Genomic DNA, 25,423 nt, shown 5'->3' on the forward strand with positions numbered 1-25,423 from the left:
CGGCTCGAGGTCGAGCGCCTCGCCGGTGTCGGCGGGTGGGAACAGCTCGCCGCGCCCCACGGCCCCGCCGTCGACCGTCTCCTGGCCGCGGGTCATCCGCTCGGCGGCCTCGGTCCACGTGCGGAGCAAGTCGGCGAGCTCACGCTTGTCATTGCTCGTGACGTCGAACGCCGCGATATGGAGGCGGTCCTGCGCGGGCGTGACGATCCCCGACTGGTGATCGCCGCGGAAGGGGTATGAAGCAGCGGTCGCGGAGTCCCCGCCGGCCTGTGCACGGGAGACCGCGGCGCCGCCGAACGCGCCAGCGGCCCCGCCGACGACCACGCCGGCGCCCGCCGCGCCGAGGACGGCGCGGCGGGAGACGGACGAACCAGCGTTGTGGTCGCTTTCTCGCTCGGCTCCCTTATCCACCGAGGACGGCCCCCGGGACCTCGGACAGCGAGGCGCTCAGCGCGTCGATCTTGTCGGAGAGCGTCTTGCGCTCCGGCTCCGGGACCTTCGAGTAATCGCGGTAGCCCTCGCCCTCGCGGTACTTGTCGAGCGCATCGGAGACATCCGCGAAGCGGTCGTTGATCTCCTTGATCTGCTCGAGGCTCTTCGAGTCGATGATCGGCGCCATATCGGTGATGAGCCGCTGCGAGCCCTCGATGTTCGCGGCGAAGTCCCAGAGGTCCGTGTGCGAGTAGCGGTCTTCCTCGCCGCCGACCTTGGTCGCGGCGATCTCGTCGACGAGCGCCTGCGGGCCCGCGACGTACGAGCGCGTCTCGAACACGAAGTCCGGCTTGGCGACCTCGTCGCGGAGGTTCGTGACGTCGGCGACGAGCTGGTCGGCGATCTTCACGATGTTCTCCGGGCTGTCGTTCTTCTTCGCATGGTCGGCGTCGGCCTGCGTGATCTGGCCGGGGGCGTCGCCGATCTCGGCCTGCTGCGGCGGCCAGAGGTAGCGCTCGAGGCGGTGGAATCCGGTGAACTCGGCGGCACCGTCCTCGGTGTCGTCCCACCGCATATCGATCTTCGGATCGAGATCGGCGAAGGACTCGGCGACGGGCTCGATGCGCTCGAACGGCGTGCGCGCCTGGCCGTACATAGCCTTTGCCTTGTCCTTGTCCGCGGCCTTGACGGCATCGGCGAACTCGGTCGCCTGGTCCACGAGCGTGTCGGTCTGCCCGCGCACGAAGTCGAGGTAGGCCGCCTTCGCGCTCTCCACCTCGACCGGTGCCTCGAGCGCGGGCTTCTCCTCGCCGCTCACCGAGATCTGGCCGCCGATGCCCTGCCCGACCATGCCGGGCTTGCACGCGACCTGGTAGTCGCCGGGCGAGGCGATGTCCACGGTGAGCGTGCCCTTGAGTCCCGGGCCGATATTCTCGACCTCGCCGAGAACGCGGTTCTCGGCGCCGTAGACGTAGAACTCCGTGACCTTGTCGCCCGTGTTCTCGACGGTGAACGAGACCTGGCCCGTGCTCGCGTCGGTCGACGCGAGGTCGCAGGCATCGTTGCTGCTCGTCACGACAATCGGCGCGGTGCTGCCGTCACCGCCGTCGTTCTTCTCCGCACATGCCGCGGTACCCGCGGTGGCGACGGCGAGGACGGCGAAGGCCGCGGAAGTGCGGCGCATGGTGCTCCGACTACGCACGGCGGCGTTGGGGCCGGGGATCGGGCTGGTGGGCACGGTCATCGAGTGGTCCCTCTCGGTAATGGTGCGGATCGGTGGATGTGGGACGGGCGAATGTGGATCGTGTCGATGCGAGACATCTGGGTGGCGCGGGTCCCCGAGGCGTGGGTCTCCTCGGCGCCGGCCGGCGCGGTGGAAGCCGTGGCTCACGCGCGGACCGCTGCGGCGTCCGGCGCCGCCTTGGCGCGCGGTAGTCTTGTGCTGTCGACGGGGCGGAGGAACAGCGTGAGTACGACCACGAGGTAGGCGAGCCACGCGATGAGCTGCAGCCAGGTGGGCTCGGGCGTGATGTTGAAGATGCCGGCCAGCGCCGTGCCGTACCACGAGGACGCGTCGTACCAATCGAGGTGGAACGCGTAGGACGTGAGCCCGGGCAGCCACCCCATCGCCTGGAAGGCGTGGACGGCGTATGAGAGGATTCCCGCCGCGACGACCACGAGGAACACGCCGGTGACCTTGAAGAACTTCCCCAGGTCGATCCGCACAGCGCCGAGATACAGCGCATAGGTGGACGCGACGGCCACGAGCACGCCGACGATGAGCCCGACGAAGGGCCACGCGGTACTAGAGCCCTCGGCATATCCGACCATTAGCAGCGCCGTCTCGAGCCCCTCACGGCCCACCGCGAGGAAGGCCAGGAGGATGACGGCGAACGGTCCGGCCTCCAGGGCCCGGTCCATCCCCGCCTTGAGGTCTCCGGAAATCGAGCCTGCCGCCTTCTTCATCACCAACACCATCGAGGTGACGATGACGACGGCGACGAGCGAGGCGATTCCTGCGGCGGCCTCGGCCGCCATTCCCGTGAGCGTCTGCGTGCCGAAGTGGATGCCGAGGAAGATCGCGACGACGAGCGAGACGGCGATGCTCACGCCGATCCACACGTACTTGAGGGCTTCACGGCGCCCGGACTTGACGAGGAAGGCAGCGAGGACCATAACTACGATCCCGGTCTCAAGCCCTTCACGGATGCCGATGAGCCCACTGCCAAGCATCTGCGTCCAAGCGGTAGGCCCGCCCGAAGCGAGGAACAGCGTCGCCCCGTCCTCCATACCCATCCCCGTTCTTCCCAACCGACACGCCTGGGGTTCGCGCCTTACCCGCTATCGGGAGTGCCGTAGCGGCATTCCGGCGAGAGGTGTTCCGCCCCACGACTTTCACGCGCACACACGCGCAACGCTGGTCAAAGCGTAGACCGCGCCAAAGCGATTAGGGAAGCCTAGGGTTCATTTACTGTGGTTGGGGCAATTTTCTACCCCCACTCTTCGCCGACAAAACTAGAACGTGTTGCAGTAATCTCGAGCCGTAAGGACGGCCGCGAGAAGCGGCAACCGAGAAGCACGAGGAGCGAGTATGTCGACGCAGGAGTCCGCCGCCGACGCGGGGATCACGTTCGAGAGCACGAGCGAGACAGTCGAAGCGGACGGCTTCACGTTCCACTTCCACGATGTGGGCCCCCTCGAGGACGGCCAACCCGAGGGAGCCGGGGACGCCGACGGTAACAACCCCTACGACACCACGATCCTCCTGCTCCACGGGAGCGGCCCCGGGGTCACGGCGTGGTCCAACTTCGGCGGTAACATCCCCGCGCTCGCCCGCCGCTTCCGCGTGATCGCCCTGGACATGCCCGGTTTCGGCCTCTCCTCGGACCACGAATGGGACCGCGGCTATCCACTCGTCGCCGCCGATGCCATCGACGCGTTCCTCGACGAGCTCGGCGTCGACGAGGTCGACATCATCGGCAACTCGATGGGTGGAAACGTGGCCTGCGAGCTCGCGATCTCGCACCCCGGCCGCGTCCGGCGCCTCGCGCTCATGGGGCCCGGCGGGCTCGCCGCTCCCCTCTTCTCCCCGGAGCCCTCCGAGGGCTCTCGGCGCCTCTTCGATTTCCTCTCGAACCCGAGCGACGAGGCGATGGCCGCGTGGGTGGACACCATGGTGGGGAACAAGAAGGTCGTTTCCCCCGAGCTCATCCGCCAGCGCACCGAGGCCGCGACCGCCCCCGGAGCCGTCGAGCGCATGTACTCGATCTTCGGTTCCATCCTCGACCCTGCGAAGGAGTATCCGCCGCTCTACGCCCGGGCCTCGAAGATCCGCCAGGAGACCATGCTCATCTGGGGTCGGGACGACCGGATGCTCCCCTACGAGCAGGCGCATTTCGCGTTCCGCCAGCTCCCCAACGCCGAGCTCCACGCGTTCTCGAAGTGCGGCCACTGGGCCATGATCGAGCAGAAGGAGAAGTTCGAGCGCCTCGTCACCGAGTTCTTCACGAGGTAGCGCCGCCTGCGGGCCGGCCGAGTCCCGCTCGGGGTTCGGGCTGGGCTCGGTCGGCGTTCGGGTTGGGCTCGTCCCCACTGAGTTCCGCTCTCCCCTGCCTCGCGGTAGGGTTGGACCGAACTTTCGAAGGGGAGTAGTTCCCGGCGCCAGCGGCGCCAGGAGGTGCGTCGACATACTGGTCTGCCCGCGCGGACCCGGCGTATCACCCGCTACGGCGGGCGAACGAGACCTTCGGGCCTGAGCTGTCGCATTTCGCGGCCGGACCCGAGGAGCGTCCTTGCCCCTGTTTCAGATCGTGCTCATCGCCCTGGGCGTGTCCGCGGACGCCTTCGCCGTCGCGCTCGCCCGCGGGACCAAGATCCGCGACGGACTCTCCCGCCGCGCGCTCGTCCTCGCCGTGGCCTTCGGCGTCTTCCAGGCGGGTATGCCGCTCATCGGCTGGCTCCTGGGCAATTCGCTCCTCGGCTTCATCACCACGATCGACCACTGGATCGCCTTCGGACTTCTCGCGGGCGTCGGCGTCCACATGGTCATCGAGTCGCTCCCCGAGCGCCGGGCCGCGCGGGGGGCGGTGACCTCGGCCGATGACGAAGACGACGACGAGTCCGACATCCACCTCGGCTCCGTCCTCCTCCTCGCCTTCGCCACGAGCATCGATGCGCTCGCGGTGGGCTTCGGTTTCGCGGCCACCGACATCAACATCTGGCTCGCGATCGCCGTCATCGGGCTCACGACCTTCCTGTTCACGCTCATCGGCGTGTGGTTCGGGCACCGCTCCGGGCAGCGATTCGGAAAGCCGGCCACCGCGATCGGCGGCCTCATCCTCATCGGGATCGGCACGTCGATACTCGTGGAGCACCTCGCTGCCTAGCAGCGCCGGCGCCGAGTGCGTCGCGGCACGATTTCCCGGCCATTCCGGCAGTTCCAGCGCCCGTCGAACTCTACGATGGACACATGTCTGATCAGCAGTCCAGGAATTCGGCCACGTCCGCCGTCACACAGTCGAACACCACCGACGAACGGGGCGAGGGACGCGTCGCACTGGTCACCGGCGGGAGCCGCGGGGTGGGCAAGGGCGTGGCCCGGGCGCTCGCCGCGGACGGCTGGCGCGTCTACGCCACGGCCCGCTCGGCCGATCGCCTCGCGCCCACTGCGGAGGGATACGAGGATCTGGTGGTCCCGCTCGAGGTCGACCACCGCGACGATGCGCAGGTCGAGGCCGCGTTCGCGCGAATCCGGGACTACGAGCCGGGGCTCGACCTGCTGGTCAACAACGTGTGGGCGAATCCCAAGGGCTTCCTCGGCTTCGGCGCGCGCTTCTGGGAGCGGCCGCTCGACGACTGGGATTCGCTCATCGGGATCGGGCTGCGCGCGCACTACGTGGCCTCGTCGCTCGCCGCAAAGATCATGGTCCCGCAGGGCTCGGGGGAGATCGCGACGATCTCGTCGTTCGGCTCGCGCGCGCCGTTCCACACGGTCCTCTACGGGATGAGCAAGACGGCGATCGACAAGATGACCGCCGACATGGCCCACGATCTCCGCGACACCGGCGTCCGCACCCACTCGCTGTGGCCGGGCCTCATCCGCACTGAGCTGCTGCTCTCGTTCGACATGGAGCTCTTCAACGGGTTCCCGCTCGACCGCGCGGAGGACCCGGAATTCGTCGGCAGGGTCATCGCGGCGCTCACGGACGATCCCTCGGTGCCCAGCGGCTCCACCGTGATCTCCGCCGAGTATGGGCGCGAGCACGGGATCGTCAACAACGATGGGGGACAACCGCTCTCGCACCGCGGAGCATTTGGGGGAGGCCCGCTGTTCCCGCCGGTCACCGACGCGCAGCTCGGCCTGGAGACCGTGGACGAGATCGCCGAGCACACGGGCGAGACCGGCGCGGCGTCCCGGATCGCGGCGAAGTAGACGCCGCGCAGCCGCGTACCGTGTTCGTATGACCACCCCGAATGACGGCGCGGCTCCCGGTTCCGGGGCTGCCGAGGACAGCCCGCTGGACTGGCGCAGGAGCGCGCAGACCGAGATCCTGCTCGCGGGCCCGCCGCCCACCGCCGCCGACATCGCGCGGTGCCTCGAGCAGGTGCTCGGGGACGCCCTCACCATCGAGGTGATGGGAGCCGACGATCCCGGGGGACCGGCCGAGGATGCGCTGGTCAACGTCGCTTACCGGGGAGTGGCGATCGTCGTCTCGAGCCGCGCTGAACCGGTCTCCGCGGACTCGGTTCCCGAGGGCGAGGCCTACGACGGATCGATCTCTTTCCCGCAGGACAACCCGTCCTTCGACGGTCCTCTCGACGCCGCGCGCGGGATCGTCATGTGGCAGAACCGGGCCACCGATCTCCTGCGGGTGAGCTCGAGGATCCACGTCGCCGGCGCGGTCTACGGGCCCGACGAGAACACGGGCGCGGTGCCGGGGGAGGACCTGCCGCACGATGCGCTCCGCGAGGAAATCGCGGTCGCCACGATCACGGCTGCGCTCACGGCTGTTTCCAACACCGCCGCCGGGTCCGAGCCGATCGGCGTGTGGGTCCCGCTCGCCGGGCTCTGCCTGCCCGCTGCGGTATACCGCGACACCGTCGTCAACGCTCCGTTGCCCACGCCCGTGCTCGTGGGCCTCCGAGTCGGCATCTTCACCGACGACCCCTCGGCGCCCATCGACGAGGCGAATCCGCCGATGACCTTCGCATTTACCACGGGGCTCTTCCGGTTCGGCCGCGCCGACCTCGAGTTTCCGCGCCGCCGGCAGTCGCCGCCGCAGACCATGGGCGTCGCGCTCGACGTGCTCACCCACGAGCTCGGCACCCGCTCGAGCTACCTCCCTGGCACCCGGATCGACCTCGGCGACGGCCGGCGCTTCGACGTCTCCGGCGGGCGCTCACGGATAACCGGCTGGACCGTTCTCCAAATCGACGACGCTCGGGACTAGGCGTAGGGCCTCGGGGGAATAGGCGCAGGGCTCGGGCAACTCGGCCCCTTCCGGGACACCGCCGGAGACCTCGTCTGCCCGGCGTTAGGCTGGGAAACATGAAGAGGAAGCCGGACTACGTGGGCGATCCGCTGGAGCGTCTCGAGCGCAACGAGCGCTCGACCCACGCCGCGGTGGCCTACGGCGCCGCGAGCTTCGCGCTCGTCCTCGCGCTCGCCTCGGTCCTCTCGCTCGCATTCCACGTCCGCCGGGGTGCAGGGTTTACGGGCGATGGGCTCGTCGTCCTGCTCGTCCCGCTCGGCCTCGCCCTCGCGCTCACCGCCGGGGCGATGTGGCAGACCTATGCCCGGTGGCGTAACCACATCCGCTGGCGGCCGTGGCTGTGGCTCACCCAGGTCTTGTGGATCGGCACCACGGCCTACCTCGTGCTCGGCGGCTCGCTCCTCCTGGTCTCGACCCGCTAGGGAGGGGACATCGAGGCTGGACGCACCAGTCCGGACCATTTCGTATTACACTATTGGCATGCGAAAAATGAGCGGCCGACACGTCTCCGGGGAGCAGGTCGATGGGTGGGTGGCCGAGGCCGAGGAGGGATACGACGTCGACCGGCTCCGGAAGGTGGGCCGGCCGACTCGCGCCGGCGGCGCTGCGCAGGTATTCACGGTGCGGCTGACCGAAGAAGAAGCGGCGCAACTGGAGGAGCGCGCGCGTCGAGAGAATCTCAACCGTTCCGAAGCGATCCGCCAGGCCGTTCACGACTGGGCGAGCGCGTGAGGGTTCGCCCCTCTGCGTTCAAAAATGAAATTCCAGCTGACGATTCGATCCATGGGGCACGAACTACCGCCTTCGTCGCTCCGCTAGACGACGAGCATCCCCAACGTGAACTGCACCTCGGGTTCGACAGCCGTGCGCGCCTCTTGGAGATCGTCGTGCTTATCTGGGATGACGCCACGGAAGAGATCATCCACTCGATGATCGCCCGGAAAACGTATCGCAAGCTCCTCGATTAGGGAGAGGACGCCCGGCATGACGACGAGCGTCCCTTCCCCAGAGCGAACTACGGGACGACGTTGACCATCTTCCCGGGTACGACGATGACCTTCTTCGGCGCAGCGCCGTCGAGGATCCCGGCGATCTTCGGATCGGCCAGCGCGGCCGCCTCGACATCGGCGGGAGAGGCGTCGGCGGCGACCTCGATACGCGCGCGAAGCTTGCCCTTGACCTGCACCGGGTATTCGACGGTGTCGTCGACGAGCAACGACTCGTCGGCCTCCGGGAACGGCCCGTGGGCGAGCGAGGTCTCGTGCCCGAGCCGCGACCACAGCTCCTCGGCGAGGTGCGGCGCCACGGGGGCGACCATGAGGACAAGGGCCTCGGCGGCTTCGCGCGGGGCGCCGCCCGAGCCGTAGTTCTTCGTGAGCACGTTGGTGAGCTCGATGAGCTTCGCCACCGCCGTGTTGTCGCGCAGCTCGGCGTAATTTTCGCGGACGCCCGCGATGGCGCGGGCCAGGGCTCGAGCGACGTCGCCGTCAGCCTGCTGTTCCGAGACGTGCACCTCGCCCGTCGCCTCGTCGACCACGAGGCGCCACAGGCGCTGGAGGAAGCGGTGAGCGCCGACGACGTCCTTCGTGGCCCACGGCCTCGACTGGTCGAGCGGGCCCATGGACATCTCATAGACGCGGAGCGTGTCGGCGCCGTAGGTGTCGGCCATTTCGTCGGGGGAGACCGAGTTCTTCAGTGACTTGCCCATCTTGCCGAACTCTTCGCGGACCTCGATCTCCTCGCCGCACTCGTTGGTCCAGTAGAAGCGGCCCTCGCGCTCGGTGACCTCTGCGGCCGGAACGTACACGCCACGGGAATCGGTGTACGCGTAGGCCTGGATGTAGCCCTGGTTGAAGAGGCGGCGGTAGGGCTCCGAGGAGGAGACGTGGCCGAGGTCGTAGAGCACCTTGTGCCAGAAGCGCGAGTAGAGCAGGTGGAGCACCGCGTGCTCGACGCCGCCGACATAGAGGTCGACCCCGCCCGGGTCCTGCGGACCGTGCTCTGCCGGGCGCGGACCGAGCCAGTACGCCTCGTTCTCCGGATCGGCCATCGCCTCGGAGTTCGTGGGGTCGGTGTAGCGCAGCTCGTACCAGGACGATCCGGCCCACTGCGGCATGACATTCGCGTCGCGCGTGTACTCCTTGGGCCCGTCGCCGAGATCGAGGGTCACGGTGAGCCACTCGGTGGCCTTGGCCAGCGGGGGAGAGGGCTGCGAGTCCGCGTCATCCGGATCGAATGAGACGGGCTTGTAGTCCTCGACCTCGGGCAGCTCGACGGGCAGCTCGGACTCGGGGAGCGCGTGCGCCGTGCCCTCGGAGTCGAAGACCACGGGGAACGGCTCGCCCCAGTAGCGCTGGCGCGCGAAGAGCCAGTCGCGGAGCTTGTACTGGATGGTCCCCTTGCCGAGGCCCTGCTCCTCGAGGAAGGCGATGACCCGGTCCTTGGCCTCGCCCTGCGCGAGCCCGTCGATGTCGAGGGCGCCGGCAGCGGAGTTCACCGCAGTGCCGTCGCCGGTGTACGCCTCGGACGGGTCGTACTCGCCCTCCGCGGGCGCGACGACCTGGATGCGCGGCAGGCCGAAGGCCGCGGAGAACTCGAAGTCGCGGGTGTCGTGCGCGGGCACGGCCATGATCGCGCCGGTGCCGTAGCCAGTGAGCACGTAGTCGGCGATGAACACCGGGACCTGCGCGCCCGAGAGTGGGTTGGTGGCGTAGGCGCCGGTGAAGACGCCGGTCTTCTCCTTGCTCTCCTGGCGCTCGAGGTCGCTCTTCGCCGCGATCGCGGCCCTGTAGTTCCTGACGGCGGAGGCAGGATCCGCCGCGCCGCCGGTCCAGCGGGTGTCGAGATCCGCGCTCGGCCACTGCTCGGGGACGATTTTGTCGACGAGATCGTGCTCAGGGGCGAGCACCATGTACGTGGCCCCGAAGAGGGTGTCCGGTCGCGTGGTGAACACCGCGATCTTCGTCTCCGGCTCGTCGACCAGCGGGAAGCCGACCTGCGCGCCGCGAGAACGACCGATCCAGTTGCGCTGCATCGACTTGACCTTCTCGGGCCAGTCGAGCACGTCGAGGTCGTCGATGAGCCGGTCGGAATACGCGGTGATCCGCATCATCCACTGGCGGAGGTTCTTACGGAAGACGGGGAAGTTGCCGCGTTCGGACTTTCCGTCGGCGGTGACCTCCTCGTTCGCGAGCACCGTGCCGAGGCCCGGGCACCAGTTGACCGTGGAGTCGGAGAGGTAGACGAGACGGTAGCCCGAGAGGACGCGCTCTCGCTCGGCGCCGGTGAGCTCGCCCCAGCCGCGGCCGGAGAACTCGGCGACGAACTCGGGCGGCAGCGCGCGTTCGCCGGACGCGAACTGGTCGACGAGCTCGGAGATCGGCCGAGCGCGGCCCGTGCGGCCGCTGGGCTGGGCGCCTTCGTGCTCGCGGACGGGTGCCTCGGGATCGAACCACGAGTCGAAGATCTGCAGGAAGATCCACTGCGTCCAGCGGTAGAACTCGACATCCGTAGTGGCGAAGGAGCGGCGAGGGTCGTGGCCCAGGCCGAGACGGCCGAGCTGGCGCTGCATGTTCGCGACGTTCTGCTCGGTGGTGACCCGAGGGTGCTGGCCGGTCTGCACCGCGTACTGCTCGGCTGGGAGGCCGTAGGCGTCGTAGCCCAGGGCGTGGAGCACGTTGCGCCCGAGCATCCGGTGGTAGCGGGCGTAGACGTCCGTGGCGATATAGCCGAGGGGGTGGCCGACGTGGAGGCCGGAGCCCGAAGGGTAGGGGAACATGTCCTGGACGAACAGCTTGTCCTCGGGGAGGGCGCCCTCGCCCTCGGCCGGCGCGAGCGGTCCGGTCGGGTTCGGCGCAGAGAAGGTCTCGCGCTCGAGCCATTCGGACTGCCAATGCGGCTCGATCTCGCCGGCGAGGCGCGCGCCGTAGCGGTGCGCGGGCCCGGAATCGGCGGGCGCGGCGGCCGGCGATCCGGAAGCCGATCCTGCGCCGGCCTCGGTGTTTCCGGTTCCCGCATCGCTGGTGGTGCTCACAGTGATTCTTCGCCCCTCGTTCGGTTCGCTGGTCCGGTCTGCCTTCGCCGGTTCGCTTCGCCCCGGCCGGGATCGGCGGCCTTCCGTGCGCCTTTCGGCGCTCCGGGTGCGCTCCGGATGAGCTCCGTGCGCGCCTCCGGTGCCGGTCCCGCAGTCGAATTCCCAGTGTAAGCCCGAATGGGTATTCCTCCCTCGCGGGCGTACCCTGAGCACGTGGACAATACTGCTGTGTCGGTCTTCAGCTTGCTGTTCCAGATCGTCTTCTTCGCCCTCGGCGTCGTCGTGCTCGCAGGCGGCGTCGCTGCCCTTCGCGGCCGCCTTCCCGGGAACTCGTGGTTCGGCGTGCGCACGCCCGAGACCAAGGCGTCGCCCGAGGCGTGGGAACTCTCCAACCGCGCCGCCGGCCCGGGCTTCCTCGCCGCTGGCGCCGCGCTCATGCTCGGCGGATTCGGCATCCTCCTCGTCGGCGGCTGGCCATCGGTGGTCATTGCGGTCCTCGCCGCCCTCGTCGCCGTGGGCATGCTGTCCTTCGCAGGACTCGCCGGCGCGCGCGCCGCGGCCATATGGTTCGAGAACGCGCGGGTCACCGGCACGCTTCCGGAGGGCCTCGGCGCCCCGACCGTCTCCGATTCCTGCTGTTCCGCGGGTGGATCGGACTCGGCACCGGCATCGGGCGCCGGTTCCTCCGCCGACCCCGCTGCTGCCGCTGCCGCTTCGGACTGCGGCGTGTCCGGCGGCTGCGGCAGTTGCACGCTCAAGGGCATGTGCACTTCGGAGGGCGCGGCGCACCACTAGCGCCCGGCGCTTCCGCCCAGAGCTTCCGCCCAGAGCTTCCGGCTACCGACGCACCCGCACCCCCGCCATAACACCGGCGAGGCGGACACGGAGGAAAGGGAAACGCGATGGAAACCGGCGATCTGCGGAAGTTGGGCCTGGTCGGAGGCACCGGCCCCGAGTCGACACTCATTTATAACGCCGGATCATCAAGGGCGTGCAGAACGCGCCGCGCCGCGATCTCCTCGCCCCGCTGAGCATCGAATCGCTCAGCGCCTTCGAGGTATTCCGATTCGCGGGAGCCGAGGACTGGGACGGGCTCACGGAATACCTGTTGTCCGCCGTCATAAACCTGGAACGAGCCGGGGCGGAGATCGCGTCCCTCACGGCGAACACACCGCACGTCGTGCTCGACCCGCTCGCGGAGCGTTCGCCGTTGCCGCTGGTGAGCTCGATCGAGTCGACGCGGCGGGCGATTCGCGCGCGCGGAGTGGATTCGGTGATCCTGCTGGGGACCGAGTTCACGATGGTGGGCGACTTTCTCGCCGGGCCGCTGCGCGAGGACGGGATTTCCGTGGCCGTGCCGTCGGCCAAGGAGATCGCGTACATCCAGGACAAGATCGCGGGCGAACTCCAGTTCGGCGTGGTCGAGGAGTTCACGCGGGCGGGTTTGTTGCGGATTATCGAGCGGCTCGCCGCCGAGCACGACGCCGGGCTGGTGATTCTCGGCTGCACCGAGCTTCCGCTGTTGCTCTCCGACTCGACGTCGCCGGTGCCGACGCTGGACACGATGGATCCGCACATCGAGGATCTCGTTCGCGTCGCGATCGGTGAGGAGCTCGGGTACTCGCGTTGGTGGGGTAGGCCCGGCGGCTGGGGATGCACCTCTGGCACCACCCGGCGGCGGATGAGGCTGCCCCAGCGCAGTCGGCCTGCTAGGGCAGTGCCGTGGGCTTCGCCTGGCGTTGGCTGCGTCCGGCGCGGGCTGCGAGGGCTGCGAGGGCTGCGAGGCGCGACGTTTGCACGAGCGTCTTCTGATTTTGCACGGCGATCCGCACGTTTGCACGACCTCCTAAGCTCGGGCGAACTAGCTCAAACTCGTGCAAACTTCCCGCGCGGCCGCTGCAACCCGCTGGTGGGTGTTGTCGGCGAGCTGAAGTGGTTCGGGCCACGCGATTCTGCATGGAGCACCGCGCCAATGCCGGGGCAATAGGGGAGACCCGCAAGCCCCAGCCCGCCGGGCCTAAGCCACCGGCCGGAGCGCGATAACCACGATCGCCAGCAACGCCAGCACCACGCACATCCCTGTCACCACCGCGAGTGGCAACCAGCGGTAGATCGGCGCCTTGCGCGCACCCGAATCGGCGCCGACAAACCAATGCGCCCTTTCGATATGACGCTGCTCGAAGAACGCGAGCCCGGCCATCGGACCGATCACCAGCATCCCGAAGAACAAGGTGAGCCACGGCGACACCTCGAACGTGAGCCGCGCGCAGGCCGCGAGCGCCACGGCCATCGCCGTCCACATCCGCGCCCAAGACAGCGAAGTTCGCTCCACCTGGAGCCCGGGGTCCTGGGGAGGGGGGACGGGCGGCGTCATGCGCCTTGGAGATTCCACACGATGCCCACGACCAGCGCGATCGCGGCGGCGGCGACGCCGGCGACCAGGATCACGGCAGCGCCGGGAGCCGGGAGCGGCCGGCCGTGGCGCATCGCCGACTCCATGCGCAGCCAGCGGCGGAAGGCATAGAGGGCCAGCGCGCTCGCGCACACGAGGAGCACCACGGCGAGCGGCGTCCGGATGCCGGCCGGGATGGTGTTCGCGGCGAACGCCTCGAGAGCCACGGCGCCGGCGATCAGCGCCATCGACGTACGCAGCCACGCGAGCAGCGTGCGCTCGTTGGCGAGCGTGAAGCGCGGATCGGGCTCGCGGCCCTCGCGCAGGGACCGCGGCCGCCAGCGCTCGCCGCCCTCGCGCCTCTCAGCCGACGCCGCGCTCTCGCGCCCCGCGCGCCCCTCGGCCTCGGCGTTTCCGCTCCTGCGCTCGCTTCTCACGCTGGCGAGGGTACTACGGCCGCCCGCCGTCACATGCGCTTGACGAACCCAAATGGCCAGCCCGAACGGCGCGCGGCTTGAATGGGACCATGGGTATCTTGGCTGCGCTGGGGAGGGGCTGTAAGAAGCTCCGGCTCGACTGGTTCATCTTCTCGATCCTCGTAGCGGTCGGGGTAGCGGCGCTGCTCCCCGCCTCCGGCGGAACGGCCGATGTGCTCGGCTGGGTCAACAAGGTGGGCATCGCGCTCCTGTTCTTCCTCTACGGGGCGAGGATGTCGCCGCGCGACACCCTCGAGGGCCTCAAGCACTGGCGGCTGCACACGACGGTCACTGCGCTCACTTTTATCGTGTTCCCGCTGCTCGGGCTGCTATCCCAGGCCGCTCTCAAGCCGCTGCTGGGGGAGGGCCTCGCCTCGGGCGTCCTCTTCCTCACGCTCGTGCCGTCGACTGTGCAGTCCTCGATCACGTTCGTCTCCATCGCGCGCGGCAACGTCCCCGCGGCGATCGTCTCGGCGTCGGCGTCGAACCTCATCGGCGTGGTCGCGACCCCGCTACTGGTCATTGCGCTCATGACGGCGACGTCCGGGGTCCACATCGACGGTTCCTCGATCGTCGAGATCTGCGTCCAGCTTCTACTGCCGTACGTCCTCGGCCAGCTCCTGCGGCCGTGGGTCCTGCCGATCATGAACAAGATCGGGCCGAAGCTCGGGCTCTACGACAAGGCGGTCATCGTGCTCGTCGTCTACACCGCCTTCTCCGAGGCCGTGTCCGAGGGGATGTTCTCGCAGATCTCCTGGGCGGAGGCGGGCTGGCTCGTGCTCACCTGCTGCGTGATACTCGCGATCGTCCTCGGCCTCACCGCCGCCGTCGGGCGTCTTTTCCACTTCTCGGTTGCCGACCAACGGGTCGTGCAGTTCTGCGGCTCGAAGAAATCGCTCGCCACCGGAATGCCCATGGCCTCCGTGCTCTTCGCCGGCCAACCGATCGGGCTCCTCGTTCTGCCGCTCATGGTGTTCCACCAGATCCAGCTCATCGTCTGCGCGTGGCTCGCCAATCGCTACGGTCGCGAATATGACGCAGAACACGCTGCAGCGAGCTGATTCCCACCCGGCGGCGCTACCCGTCCGGGGTTGAAACGACGACGGATGCGCGTCGGACCGGTGCTTTTGGCGTATTTTCTGGCGCTCTCTCGCGAAGTGGACATTTATCCAGAACCGTCGGTCTACGATCCCGATATGAACATCATGCACACCCGGCGCACGCCTGCCGCCCCGCGCGCCTCTCACCGGCCGGGCCGCCTGCGCACGGCCGCCGGCGCCCTCGCCCTCGCGGCCGCAACCGGCCTGTCCGCCGTCATCGCCGCCCCATCGGCCGGGGCCGAGCCGACCGACCCCGTACAGACCGCCCCCGTGTGGTCGGGAGTCGACTCCCGTGACGCCGCACCGGACCTCACGCCGGGCCGATCCGGTGTCGTGGTGCCGCTCGATCCCTCGATCTCCCTGGCTTCGGCGGGGGAGGCGCACCGGCAGACGTACGGGACCACGAACCAGTTCGGGGACCAGGCGACGAGCTCGGGAGCCGTGTTCCTACCCAAGGGCGAGGCGCCCGAGGGCGGGTGGCCGGTGATCGCGTGGGCGCACGGCACCACCGGGCTCGGCGACGATTGCGCGCCTTCGACGCAGCCGCGGAGCGCGCGAGATACCGAATACCTCAACCACTGGCTCGACCAGGGATACGCGGTGGTCGCGACCGACTACGCCGGACTGGGGACGCCGAACCTGCTCAGCTACCTCAACGGCGAGGTCGCCGCGCACAACGTGGTCGACTCGGTGGCCGCGGCACGCGATGCGAAGCTGCCGCTGTCGGCGAAGTACTCGATCGTCGGGCAGTCGCAGGGCGCAGGCGCCGCGATGAACACCGCGGCCCGGGCGACGGGACTCTCCGCCCCGTACGGGCTCGACTACCGCGGCGTGGTGGCCACCGGCACCCCCGCGAACATCGAGGCGATCTTCCAGTACGCGGCCCCGGGTTTCCCGCCCATCGACCTGCCGCAGGGGCTCAACATCTACTCGCTCTACATCCTGACGGCGCTCCGCGACGCCCACCCGGAGCTCGACATCGACTCGTTCCTCTCGCCCGAGGGCGTCGGGCTCCTCGACCGCGCCGAGACGCTCTGTTACTCGTCGATGGCCGATGCCGTCGGGGACACCCAGGTGGGCAAGCTCGTCACGCGGCCGCTCGCCGAGATCCCGAACTTCTACGGGATCCTCCACGATTTCATGGGCACTCCCGATCGCGGTTACGACAAGCCCGTCTTCCTCGGCCAGGGTCTCATGGACATCGACGTCCCGGCGCCGTTCGCGCTGTCGCTGGCCGCGCAGATGGCGCTCAACGCGCAGCCGCCGGAGCTGCACGTCTACCCGACGCAGGACCATAGCGGCACGGTCGGCGCCTCGACGCCGGATTCCACCGCGTTCCTGCAGCGGGTGATGGGGTAGGGCGATTCATCCCAGCGCCGTAGCCAGGGCCACGTACACCGCCGTGCCGACGAGGATGCTCAGCACGCTCGAGCGTTTCCACAGGTGGAGGCTGATAACGACCGCCATGCCGCAGGCCGCCGGGACCCACGAGGAGATGGCGCCAGTCGTCTCGCGGAGGGTATAGATCACGAGGATCACCATGACCCCGCCGGGCATATAGATGCCGAGGAAGCGGACCAGACGGGAATCCTGGAGGGGCGAGAGCGCCACGAAGGGCACGAGGCGGAGGAGTACCGTAATCACGCCGATCACGAGGAGGCCGACGAGGACGTAGGTAGGGGAGAGGCCTGCGGGCATGGTCTACGCGTCCTCCGCCGTCATATCCGAGGTGTTTCCGCCCCCCGATCGGCGTGCGCCGATCACGAACGCCACGACGAGCACCGCGACGAACGCGGCGAGGCCAGCGATGAGCATCGAGTCGTCGAAGAGCGGCAGTGAGACGAGGCCGCAGGCTGCCGCGACTGCCGGTGGCCACCACGCCGAGTTCGCGCGGATCGCGTCGATCGCGAGAACCGTGAACAGGGCGGTGAGCGCGAACTCGAACCCTTGGAGCCACGACGGGATGAGCTCGCCCGCGAGCGCACCGACGATGCCGGGGAGGACCCACATCGCCTGGCACGTGGCGGCGATCGTGACGGCGCGCGGTCCGCTCATTTCGTCGCGGGGCTTGGTGGCGACGATCGCATAGGTCTCGTCCGTGAGCGCGTACACCGAGTACACCCTGGCCAGGCGGTTGCGCACCTTCTCGAGCGGGAAGGAGAGCCCGTAGAAGACGTGCCGGAAGTTGACGAGCAGGCCGGTGGCCGCGAGCGAGGCTATCGGCGCGCCGCCGAGGAAGAGCCCGATCGCGAGAAACTCCATGGAGCCCGCGTAGATGAGGATCGAGAAGGTCGGCGCCCACCACCACGAGAATCCGGACTGCACCATGAGCACGCCGAACGCGAGGCCGAGGGGGATGATGCCCACGCCGACGGGGAGGGCGTCGTCGAACCCGCGGCGGATTTCGGCGGCGGTTCCCTCAGCCAACGTGTGCCTCCCTCGCTCTCGAAGTGCGACTGCGCCGTTTACTCTGCCTTGCCGTGTTACTTGGCGGCGTGGCCGGTTTCGTGCTTGGCGCCTTGCTCGTTGCCGTGCTCCGTCTCGTGCTCGCCGCCCGGCCCACCGTCGGCGTCCTTCTGCCCCGCGCGCACCTCGTCGTGCCCGGGAACGAGCGGTACGGCTCCGATGCCGGCGAGCGTGGCCAGCGCGAAGGCCCACACGAATCCGTGCCCCGAGATGATTGCCGCGAACACGGGAGTGATCGCCGCGATGGAGAGGAACTGCGCGGTGTTCTGCACGCCGAGCGCCCGGCCCGACCAGAACGGTCCAGCGTATTCGGCGACGGAAGTGAATGCCAGGCCGTTGTCCGCGACGGAGATGACCGAGGCGATGATTGCCACCGACACCGCCACCGCTCCCGGCGCCCCGAAAGCGACGATCGCGGTGAGCGCACCGAAGCCGAACGCCGCCGCGACCGCGACCGCCCGCAGCAGGTGGTTGCGATGGCGCACCCGATCCGAGGCGCCGCCCACGACGATGCGGCCGATCCCGCCGAGGATCTGCGTGGCCGTGACCACCACGCCACCCGCGAACCCGGACCAGCCTTCACCGACCACGAGCCACACGAGCAGCCACGACTGCATGAGCGTCTGCGGGACCACGAGTAGGACGCTCGTGGCGTGGATCCGCCACAGGTAGGGGACCTTGTACGGCGTGGCTCCGAGCTCTGCCGAGCCGGCGTCGCCCTTAGCAGGACGCGGCGGGTCCACGACGAACAGCCAGCACAGCAGCGCGGAGAGCGCTGCCATCGCGAACGGCACACCGAGCGCGGCGACGACCCCGGCGCGGTCGGCGATGGGCGGGATGAGCAGCGCCGCAACCGCGACACCGGCGGGCTGCGACATCTGCCGGATGCCCATCGCGAGCCCACGCCTCCGGGGTGGGAACCAGCCGACGACCACGCGCCCGGACGCCGAATTCGCCGCCGCGGAGGCCGCGCCGGCGAGCGCGAACAGCACGCCCAGCCCGAACAGCGCTGACCCCGACGTGCCGCCGCTTGCGCCGAGCACCATGGCGAGCGCGATGAGCACCGCACTCGAGCACGCCCCCGCGGTGAGCGATAAGCGCTCGCCCTTGCGGTCCACGAGCAGTCCCCACGCCACGAGTGCGCAGGCGACGCCGATGTTGGGGGCGGCTGCGAGAAAGCCGGCGGCGGTGAGGCTCACCCCGTCGTCGTGGAGGCGCGGGATGAGGAACGACACTCCCACTAGGAACGAGCTCGCGGCACTCGCGGCCACGGTCGAGATCGCGAGCATCCCCCAGTGGGCCGCCTTGACCTCGCCCGCCGCTGTGGCCTTTGCCATGGCTTCGCTGCGGCGTATTGCGTCCATGGCTCGGACCCTACTCCCGCCCAACCACGGTATGGAATTACGATCCCACTAATTGAGATTAGGGTCCGCGGGAAACGTCGCGTACAGCGACAACGGCGGGCCTTGCCGACGGATCACGTCCGCCCACAGGTCAGTTCCCGTCCCGCCGATAACGTCCGAGGGCAGGCCGAGCGCGACGATCCAGTCCCCGCGCGCGAGCTCCGCGGAGAGCTGCCCAGGCACCCAGCTCGAGTAGCCGGCGAAGATCCGCACGCCTTCGACGGCGGGGGAGAGGACCGCGGGATCGGTGTCGAGGTCGACCATGTACACCCGCGATTCGACGTTGTGGATGTGTTCGTCGTCGTCGAGGTGTTCGCCCGGCGCGGCGACGGCCAGCGCGAGCCCCGAATCGCGCTGGAGCGGCCCGCCGTGGAACAGGGCATCGGGCGGAGCGACGAACGACGCCCACGCGCCGAGCAGCTCTCGGACGCTCGCCCGCATCGGTTTGTTGAGCACCACGCCGAGCGTGCCCTCCGTGCCGTGCTCGATGAGGTACACGACAGTCCGCCCGAATTCTCCGTCGTCCATCCCGGGCGAGGCGACGAGGAGCTCGCCGGCGCACGGCTGCCGCGCGTCGCGGGCGCCCGCGAGGTAGTTCCACCGCTCGCTCGTCACGAGACGCCCCTCCCGAATCCGTCGTGCGGCGCCGCGATTCCAGCGGCGGCCGGCACGGTATCCACCACGATCACCAACACGTCGCATCCATTGTGCGACGAAGCACGCCGCCGCATCGGAATTCGACGTGCGCTGGACTTTCCCGCCACCTGCGGGCACCCCCGCCCGGCCCCCGCAAGAGGTTCGCGAGCCCTTCCGGAGCGGGCTCGCCGGTTGTCACGTTTGCATCTCGTTTGACGACGGAGGAACCCTTTGCCGGTGCCCCCGCATCAGAGGGCACATGGAAACCTCACGCCGCGGCACAGTTCCGCTCGACGCAGTCCTCACCGGGCTCAGCCGGGATATTCGATCGTTGGCCGAGACCCACGAACGCTCACAGCGCCTCCTCGACCAGATCGCCACGTCCCTCGATTCCGCAAGGGTCCCCGCAGGGGGCGCCGACGCGTCTGGCTCCGCAAAGGCGCCGACCGCGACCACGGCGCCCTACGCTTCCAAGGCGCCAACAGCACCCACTCCACCTGCCTCTTCCAGCGCACAGACACCCGGGCGACACACGGCCCCGACCGAACCGAACCCTTCCGCTCCCGGCGCGAAGCAGTTCCCCGCCCCTGGCCAGCGCCCCCAGGCGCCCAAGGCACCGAACTCCACGTCGAGCGCCACCGCACCGGCCAGGCCGAACACCGCGCCTCCCCAGGCGCCGGCGGCCAATGCTCCCTCACCCGACAACGCGGCCGCCGCGTGGGCCTCTGTTCAGCGCCCGTCGCAGCAGCCCACCCCGAACCAGCGCCCGAACTCCTCGGTGCCGAACCGGAGTCCAAATCAGAGCCCGAATAACGGGGGTCCGCAGGGCGCGACTCCAGCCCAACCCCAGTCGCGTCCCCATTCCCAGCACGGCCGCAGGCCCGCTTCTGCGGCCTACGACAAGCCGTGGACACCGGTGCCTGAGGAGGAGCGCTGGTGGACCAAGGAGGGCGCGGTCACCCGCGTACTCGGCATCCTCGGCGGGCTCCTCACCGCCGCGGGCATGGCATTCTTCCTCGCCATCGTCTTCGGTCTCGTCGGTCCGTTCGGGCAGCTCGCCATCGCCGTCGGCGTCGGCGCCCTCTTCGGCACCGCAGGCTGGTGGCTGCACTCGCGGCACGTATCCAAGGTCCGCTCCCGCACGCCGGGCTCCGGCAGGAACGTGGTCGGCACCCACATCGGCGCGCTCGCCACGTTGGGCACCTCCATCGCGATCTTCCTCATCATCCCAGTCGCGGCATCTGCGGTGTACGAACTCCTCCACCCGGCCCTCGGCCTCGTGATCGTCTTCGCCGTCGCCGGAGCCGGAGTGCTCATCGCGCGCAGGCTCTCGTCGGCCGTCATGGCCGGAATCGGCGTGTGCGGCGCGATGATCGCCATGATCATCGTCGAGCAGAACGCCCTCACCCTCGGAGCGATCGCCGTCATGTACGTCGTGTCCGGCTTCGTCACCGCGAGCCTCGGCAAGTGGCTCCGCATCGCGCGCCTCGCCACCTACATCGGCACGGGACTCGCTATGTTCGCCGTCCTCAGCTTCCGCCTCGACTCCGGTACCGGCGGTTCGTCGTCGAGTGACCCGTGGGTCTACTGCGCCATCGTCGCCGTGACCGCCGCTTGCGCCATGCTCATCGGCCTCCGGGAGAACGCCGGCGCCGGCAAGGACGCGCTCATCGCCGGGATCGTCGGCCTCGCGCCCACGGCCCTCGTCGTCATCTACATCTTCGACACGGACCCCATCTACACGCCCTTCTTCTTCGTCGCCCTGTCCCTCGTCTACGTGCTCGCCGGTACGATCGCCCAGCTCAGCGAACGCAGCAAGGACCTCGCAAGCTCGATCTACGCCCGCACGACGATGGCCATCGGCACCGCGCTGCTCAGCATCGGCCTCTTCTGGTCCGCGCACGAGCTCGACATCGACACCGGCTACTCCGTGCTCGGCAGCGCCTTCGTCGCGTTCTGTTACCTGACCCTCCACCTGCGGCTCCGCTCGCTGTACAGCCTCGTGCAAGCAGACCTGGTCTCCGCGATCCCGCTCGTCTGCACCGTCCCGGCGATCCTCGACTCGCGCCTGTGGTTCCTCCCCGAATCGCGGATGTCCACACCGGCCCTCGTGCTCGTCCAACTCGCCGCCGCCTCGGCGATTCTCATCCACGCGATCATCGTGCTCCTGCGCACGATCGACGACATCGATCTGCCCAACCACCCGGGCACCTTCCGCTCCGTCCCCACCCAGGCTCCCGGCCACCTCCCGCCGCCGACCTTCGACGCGCGCTCGCGCTCCCTCATCTCCTCGTGGCCGTGGGCGCTGCTCAGCCTGGCGTGGATCATCTCGACGGTCCTCTACGGCGGACTCATGCTCAGCTCGACACCCGCGCAGAACGAGGTGTGGTTCTACTTCGGCCATCTCTTCGTGACCGTCGGACTCTTCGCCGTCTCCATCTGGCTCCTGACGACGAAGAAGCCCCTTCCCCAGGCGAAGGTCTTCGGCGCCGGGCTGTTCCTCGCATCCATGGCGAAACTCCTCGTGATCGACCTCGCGAACATGAGCGCCATCGTCCGGATCCTCGTGTTCTGCCTGGTGGGCGTGATGATGCTCGCGACGGCGACCGTGATGTCCAACCGCGCCGACGACGAGAAGACCCCCACCCAGCGACCGAACCCATTCCCCGCGGGACCCGCAGGAACGGGCTACCAGAGCGGCCCCGCGGGACCCGGCACGCTAGACGAACAGCGATCCCGACAGCACGCCCAGGCCGCCGCCGAATACGGATCCGCCGCCTACGGATCCGCCACCGAGCGAACCGGCGCCCAGGGATCCGGCGGACCCGAGTCCCAGGGACCCGGCGCCCAGGGACCCCGCGGCTAGCGAACCGGCGCCGCCGGCCGAGCCTGTACCGAGCGCGGCGGCATCGATGGAACCGACCCCTCCCACGGAGCCGGCATCGATGCCGCCCTGCACGGGCGCCGGGGCAGGCGCGACGGGATCGGGGCCCACCGAGTTGTGCTCGGTGTCCTTCGCGAAATCCTCTTCGGTGACCTCCGCCGGACCCTCGGGTGCCGGCGTATCGCACTCCGCCGCGGGCTCGACCGCAGGCGGGCACGGCTCGGGCGGAGGGCACTGTTCCTCCGGTGCGCACGGCACCTCGAACGAAGGAACCTCGAACGAGGGCATCTCGGGAAGTGGCGGAAGCTCGGGGAGGGGCGGGAGCTCGGGGAGCTGGAGATCGATCCCGCCGGCCGAGCCCGCGCCGACACCGGCGGCTACGGCCCCCAAGCTCGCCGAACCCGTGCCGAGCGAACCGAGGCCCATGAGCCCGAGACCGCCCGCGAGCGACCCCGCGCCCACCGAGCCTCCGCCTACGGAACCTGCGCCCACCGAGCCGCCACCGACAGACCCAGCGCCGACCGAGCCGCCCCCAGCGGACCCCGCACCCACTGAGCCCGCGCCGCCAGCGCCCAGCGCCGCCAGCCCGATGCTCCCGGTGCCACCCGCGGAGCCGGAGTACTCGACGGGGATCGCCCACGTGCCCTTGCCATCGTCCGCGTACACCTCCTGCGCTTCGGTGCCGTGGGCGAGCACGACGCGGTCGGCGGCTCCGTCGCCATCGGAATCCCATAGGGCATCGGCATCCGTTCCGCTGCCGAGGAAGTCGATACTCACGGCGTCGGGCGCATTCGCGTCGACGAGGCTGAGGGTCGGGTCGGTGGTCCATTGCGTCGGCTCTGCGAGGCCGTCTCCGAGGATGTAATCCATGCTGCACAGCCTGGACCGCCGTGCCCCGCCGTGGGGTGCGCTACTTCGGGCTGTGGATTCCTCGTGCCGCCGTCCACAGGCCGGCCCGGGGCGCCGCGGCGGCCGCCGTCAGGAAGAGTGCGACGGCGAGAAGGCCCCACAACAGCACGGCATCGCCCACCAACGTCTGCCACGCATTCCAGTCGACCTCGTGTCCGTCGCTGCGCGGCACCAGCCAATAGGGGGTCAAGAATCCGACGAGCAATCCGGCCCAGATGACTACGCCGGAAAAGCGTATTCTCGCCGAATTCCAATTCCCATATGCACGGAACTCCGGCGTCGTCGAAAGGCGCGGGAATGCCCGCGCGGAAAAGACGACGATAATGGGCATGATCCACACCCAGTGATGCCCCCACGAGACAGGAGAAGCGAGGAGGGAGATGAGCGCGACCGCCATCGCGGCCTCGGCCGGAAGGCCCGCGGAGCTCAGCCGCGCGGCGCACCAGGCGATGACCGCGACGACAACGAGAACGAGGAGCGCCCAAACGGCCTTCGTCGTTGTCCCGTCCCCGAGGAGGCGGTGGAGCGCGCCGTTGAGGCTCTGGTTCGACGCGAACATCGGCGCGCCGATCCGGTCCGAACTGAGGATCGTTTCGGTCCAGTACTGCATCGAGGCCGACGGGAGGAACGCGAAGCCCGCGCCGACGCCGAGGGCCACGCCGCCCGCCATCGCGAAGGCCCCGCGGAGATCGCGTCGCACCAGGTAGAAGATGCCGAACACGAGCGGAGTGAGCTTGATCGACGCGACGACCCCCACGAGAATCGGTCCCCACAGCGGGGTGCGGCGCGGCGTTTCCGACGCCGCGTGACCCTGACCATCCGCAAGACCCGCACCGATCCCGGAGCGCGGCAGGAGTCCCGCGAACAACCCGAAGAGAATCGCCGCCATGAGCAGCGCGTTGATCTGCCCGAAGAAGATCGTCTCCCGCACGGGACCGATCCACAGGCCCAGAGCGAGGACCGGGAGGACCAGCCTCGCGGCCTCGCGCCGCCCGATGTTCCACGTGAAACATGTGACGGCGACGAGCGTGTACCAGAGGCAAAGTACGGTCCCCAGCGTGAGAAGGGACCCGCCGACCTCGAGTGGCATCACGGCGAATAGGGAGAACAACACCGCAGAAAAAGGCGGATAGGTAAAGGGCAAATGATCGCCCCGCGCGAGCTCCGGTAATTCGCCGTATATATCCCCGCCGGAGAGGAAAACCTTTCCGCCCATTCGATAAACGTCGAAATCGATGTGATAGGGCGGAGTTTGGTGGAGCCACGGGGCGCCGACAAAAAAGAAAAACGCACCCACGGCGAGGAGGACCCCGGAGACGAAGAGCCACACGGGGCGGCGCGCGGCCGCACGCAGGGCGGGATTGAGCTCCCGGCGCCGCGGCGCCGGGGCGGGCCGGCGAAGCATAGACAGCACGGACGGCAAGGATGACCCGGACAGGGCCGACGAGCCGGCCGAATTTTCTGCCACGTCAGCGACCGTCCTGCTGGGACCACCACGCAAGGAGCTCGGCCTTCGCCTCGTCGCGGTCGAGAGGTCCGCGGTCGAGGCGGAGGTCCTTGAGGAACTTCCACGCCTTGCCGACCTCGGGGCCCGGCGAGACACCTAGGATCTCCATAATGTCGTTGCCGTCGAGATCGGGCCGGACCTTCGCGAGGTCCTCGGCCTCCGCGATTTCCGCGATGCGCTGTTCGAGCGAGTCGTAGTTCGCCCGGAGCCGCGCCGCCTTCCGCTTGTTGCGCGTGGTGCAGTCCGCGCGCACGAGCTTGTGGAGGCGGGGGAGGAGGTCTCCGGCGTCGGTCGCGTAGCGGCGCACCGCCGAGTCCGTCCACGCCCCGTCGCCGTAGCCGTGGAATCGTAGGTGCAGGAAGATCAGACCAGCGACGTCCTCGATCATCGCCTTCGGGTACTTGAGGGCGCGCATCCGCTTGCGCGCCATCTTCGCGCCGACCACCTCGTGGTGGTGGAAGGTGACGCCGCCCCCCGGTTTCGCCGCGCGGGTCGCTGGCTTGCCGATGTCGTGGAGGAGTGCAGCCCAGCGAAGGACCAGATCGGGGCCGTCATCCTCGAGGTCGATGGCCTGGCGCAGCACGGTGAGCGAGTGCCAGTACACGTCCTTGTGCTGCATGTGCTCGTCGCGCTCGAGGCGCATCCCGGGGAGCTCGGGGAGCACGCGCTCGGCGAGTCCGGTCTGCGTGAGCGT

At 69.1% G+C, this 25,423-nt stretch carries 23 protein-coding genes; 11 read left to right on the top strand and 12 right to left on the bottom strand.

Annotation, left to right across the window (positions count from 1 at the left end):
- The 3 genes from V7E05_RS08550 to efeU form a co-directional block, all read right to left on the bottom strand.
- A partial coding sequence (locus V7E05_RS08550) for a Dyp-type peroxidase domain-containing protein (RefSeq protein ID WP_333619243.1) occupies nt 1-411 on the bottom strand: 411 nt, incomplete at its 3' end.
- On the bottom strand, nt 404-1,615 hold the full coding sequence (gene efeO / locus V7E05_RS08555) for an iron uptake system protein EfeO (protein WP_442891641.1): 1,212 nt from the start codon (nt 1,613-1,615) through the stop codon (nt 404-406). The genes efeO and V7E05_RS08550, both read right to left, overlap by 8 nt.
- 203 nt (nt 1,616-1,818) lie before the next feature.
- Nucleotides 1,819-2,727, bottom strand: a complete 909-nt coding sequence (gene efeU, locus V7E05_RS08560; RefSeq protein ID WP_333619245.1) for an iron uptake transporter permease EfeU — start codon at nt 2,725-2,727, stop codon at nt 1,819-1,821.
- 295 nt (nt 2,728-3,022) lie between these two features.
- Between efeU and V7E05_RS08565 the strand changes: the two genes are divergently transcribed.
- From V7E05_RS08565 to V7E05_RS08590, 6 genes are all read left to right on the top strand, one after another.
- The gene (locus tag V7E05_RS08565) at nt 3,023-3,946 is read left to right on the top strand and encodes an alpha/beta fold hydrolase (protein ID WP_333619246.1); all 924 of its coding nucleotides are present in this window, start codon (nt 3,023-3,025) and stop codon (nt 3,944-3,946) included.
- Nucleotides 3,947-4,223: 277 nt separating this feature from the next.
- Nucleotides 4,224-4,817 (top strand): manganese efflux pump MntP, encoded by a 594-nt coding sequence (locus V7E05_RS08570; RefSeq protein ID WP_333619247.1) that lies wholly within the window; start codon nt 4,224-4,226, stop codon nt 4,815-4,817.
- 83 nt (nt 4,818-4,900) lie between these two features.
- On the top strand, nt 4,901-5,863 hold the full coding sequence (locus V7E05_RS08575; RefSeq protein ID WP_333619248.1) for an SDR family NAD(P)-dependent oxidoreductase: 963 nt from the start codon (nt 4,901-4,903) through the stop codon (nt 5,861-5,863).
- A gap of 28 nt (nt 5,864-5,891) precedes the next feature.
- Nucleotides 5,892-6,881 carry a hypothetical protein gene (locus V7E05_RS08580; protein WP_333619249.1) on the top strand — a complete coding sequence of 330 codons (990 nt, stop codon included), beginning with the start codon at nt 5,892-5,894 and terminating at the stop codon, nt 6,879-6,881.
- 98 nt (nt 6,882-6,979) lie between these two features.
- Complete coding sequence (locus V7E05_RS08585; protein ID WP_333619250.1) at nt 6,980-7,345, top strand: hypothetical protein; 366 nt, start codon at nt 6,980-6,982, stop codon at nt 7,343-7,345.
- Between the two features lie 67 nt (nt 7,346-7,412).
- Nucleotides 7,413-7,655 carry a ribbon-helix-helix domain-containing protein gene (locus V7E05_RS08590; RefSeq protein WP_333619251.1) on the top strand — a complete coding sequence of 81 codons (243 nt, stop codon included), beginning with the start codon at nt 7,413-7,415 and terminating at the stop codon, nt 7,653-7,655.
- A 283-nt stretch (nt 7,656-7,938) separates the two neighbouring features.
- Here V7E05_RS08590 and leuS read toward each other — a convergent pair whose 3' ends face one another.
- Entirely contained in the window at nt 7,939-10,956 is a 3,018-nt protein-coding gene (leuS, locus tag V7E05_RS08595; RefSeq protein ID WP_333619252.1) for a leucine--tRNA ligase, read from the bottom strand.
- A gap of 213 nt (nt 10,957-11,169) precedes the next feature.
- On the opposite strand from leuS, the gene V7E05_RS08600 reads away from it, so the two are divergent.
- Both V7E05_RS08600 and V7E05_RS08605 read left to right on the top strand, forming a co-directional pair.
- Entirely contained in the window at nt 11,170-11,751 is a 582-nt protein-coding gene (locus V7E05_RS08600; RefSeq protein WP_333619253.1) for an SdpI family protein, read from the top strand.
- A gap of 313 nt (nt 11,752-12,064) precedes the next feature.
- Nucleotides 12,065-12,943, top strand: a complete 879-nt coding sequence (locus V7E05_RS08605; protein ID WP_333619254.1) for an aspartate/glutamate racemase family protein — start codon at nt 12,065-12,067, stop codon at nt 12,941-12,943.
- A gap of 30 nt (nt 12,944-12,973) precedes the next feature.
- On the opposite strand, the gene V7E05_RS08610 is transcribed toward V7E05_RS08605, so the two are convergent.
- On the bottom strand, nt 12,974-13,246 hold the full coding sequence (locus V7E05_RS08610) for a hypothetical protein (RefSeq protein ID WP_333619255.1): 273 nt from the start codon (nt 13,244-13,246) through the stop codon (nt 12,974-12,976).
- An 80-nt stretch (nt 13,247-13,326) separates the two neighbouring features.
- A complete protein-coding gene (locus tag V7E05_RS08615; protein WP_333619264.1) occupies nt 13,327-13,674 on the bottom strand; it encodes a YidH family protein in 348 nt (115 codons plus the stop codon).
- Between the two features lie 200 nt (nt 13,675-13,874).
- Here V7E05_RS08615 and V7E05_RS08620 point away from each other — a divergent pair, with 200 nt between their 5' ends.
- Nucleotides 13,875-14,885 (top strand): bile acid:sodium symporter family protein, encoded by a 1,011-nt coding sequence (locus V7E05_RS08620; RefSeq protein WP_333619256.1) that lies wholly within the window; start codon nt 13,875-13,877, stop codon nt 14,883-14,885.
- A gap of 144 nt (nt 14,886-15,029) precedes the next feature.
- Nucleotides 15,030-16,283, top strand: coding sequence for a lipase family protein (locus tag V7E05_RS08625; protein ID WP_442891642.1), 1,254 nt, complete (start codon nt 15,030-15,032; stop codon nt 16,281-16,283).
- Between the two features lie 6 nt (nt 16,284-16,289).
- On the opposite strand, the gene V7E05_RS08630 is transcribed toward V7E05_RS08625, so the two are convergent.
- The 4 genes from V7E05_RS08630 to V7E05_RS08645 are packed head-to-tail and all read right to left on the bottom strand — an operon-like array spanning nt 16,290 to nt 19,408.
- Nucleotides 16,290-16,622: a branched-chain amino acid transporter permease gene (locus V7E05_RS08630; RefSeq protein ID WP_333619258.1), complete on the bottom strand. Its 333-nt coding sequence runs from the start codon at nt 16,620-16,622 to the stop codon at nt 16,290-16,292.
- A 3-nt stretch (nt 16,623-16,625) separates the two neighbouring features.
- Complete coding sequence (locus tag V7E05_RS08635) at nt 16,626-17,351, bottom strand: AzlC family ABC transporter permease (protein ID WP_333619259.1); 726 nt, start codon at nt 17,349-17,351, stop codon at nt 16,626-16,628.
- 56 nt (nt 17,352-17,407) lie between these two features.
- Nucleotides 17,408-18,754 (bottom strand): MFS transporter, encoded by a 1,347-nt coding sequence (locus tag V7E05_RS08640; protein WP_333619260.1) that lies wholly within the window; start codon nt 18,752-18,754, stop codon nt 17,408-17,410.
- A gap of 48 nt (nt 18,755-18,802) precedes the next feature.
- A complete protein-coding gene (locus V7E05_RS08645) occupies nt 18,803-19,408 on the bottom strand; it encodes a YqgE/AlgH family protein (RefSeq protein ID WP_333619261.1) in 606 nt (201 codons plus the stop codon).
- Between the two features lie 937 nt (nt 19,409-20,345).
- Here V7E05_RS08645 and V7E05_RS08650 point away from each other — a divergent pair.
- Nucleotides 20,346-22,295: a DUF2339 domain-containing protein gene (locus V7E05_RS08650; protein ID WP_333619262.1), complete on the top strand. Its 1,950-nt coding sequence runs from the start codon at nt 20,346-20,348 to the stop codon at nt 22,293-22,295.
- A gap of 928 nt (nt 22,296-23,223) precedes the next feature.
- Here V7E05_RS08650 and V7E05_RS08655 read toward each other — a convergent pair.
- The gene (locus V7E05_RS08655; protein ID WP_333619265.1) at nt 23,224-24,627 is read right to left on the bottom strand and encodes a glycosyltransferase 87 family protein; all 1,404 of its coding nucleotides are present in this window, start codon (nt 24,625-24,627) and stop codon (nt 23,224-23,226) included.
- A 64-nt stretch (nt 24,628-24,691) separates the two neighbouring features.
- Nucleotides 24,692-25,423: CCA tRNA nucleotidyltransferase (locus V7E05_RS08660; RefSeq protein ID WP_333619263.1), on the bottom strand; the 732-nt coding region annotated here is incomplete at its 5' end.

Source organism: Dietzia sp., from assembly GCF_036741115.1.
GTDB lineage: Bacteria > Actinomycetota > Actinomycetes > Mycobacteriales > Mycobacteriaceae > Dietzia.

Bases quoted from the DNA above. Each gene is read 5' to 3' on its own strand.
- efeO (WP_442891641.1), bottom strand. From the start codon at position 1,615: ATGCGCCGCACTTCCGCGGCCTTCGCCGTCCTCGCCGTCGCCACCGCG.
- efeU (WP_333619245.1), bottom strand. From the start codon at position 2,727: ATGGGTATGGAGGACGGGGCGACGCTGTTCCTCGCTTCGGGCGGGCCT.
- V7E05_RS08565 (WP_333619246.1), top strand. From the start codon at position 3,023: ATGTCGACGCAGGAGTCCGCCGCCGACGCGGGGATCACGTTCGAGAGC.
- V7E05_RS08575 (WP_333619248.1), top strand. From the start codon at position 4,901: ATGTCTGATCAGCAGTCCAGGAATTCGGCCACGTCCGCCGTCACACAG.
- V7E05_RS08580 (WP_333619249.1), top strand. From the start codon at position 5,892: ATGACCACCCCGAATGACGGCGCGGCTCCCGGTTCCGGGGCTGCCGAG.
- V7E05_RS08585 (WP_333619250.1), top strand. From the start codon at position 6,980: ATGAAGAGGAAGCCGGACTACGTGGGCGATCCGCTGGAGCGTCTCGAG.
- V7E05_RS08590 (WP_333619251.1), top strand. From the start codon at position 7,413: ATGAGCGGCCGACACGTCTCCGGGGAGCAGGTCGATGGGTGGGTGGCC.
- V7E05_RS08610 (WP_333619255.1), bottom strand. From the start codon at position 13,246: ATGGCCGTGGCGCTCGCGGCCTGCGCGCGGCTCACGTTCGAGGTGTCG.
- V7E05_RS08620 (WP_333619256.1), top strand. From the start codon at position 13,875: ATGGGTATCTTGGCTGCGCTGGGGAGGGGCTGTAAGAAGCTCCGGCTC.
- V7E05_RS08625 (WP_442891642.1), top strand. From the start codon at position 15,030: ATGCACACCCGGCGCACGCCTGCCGCCCCGCGCGCCTCTCACCGGCCG.
- V7E05_RS08630 (WP_333619258.1), bottom strand. From the start codon at position 16,622: ATGCCCGCAGGCCTCTCCCCTACCTACGTCCTCGTCGGCCTCCTCGTG.
- V7E05_RS08640 (WP_333619260.1), bottom strand. From the start codon at position 18,754: ATGGACGCAATACGCCGCAGCGAAGCCATGGCAAAGGCCACAGCGGCG.
- V7E05_RS08655 (WP_333619265.1), bottom strand. From the start codon at position 24,627: ATGCTTCGCCGGCCCGCCCCGGCGCCGCGGCGCCGGGAGCTCAATCCC.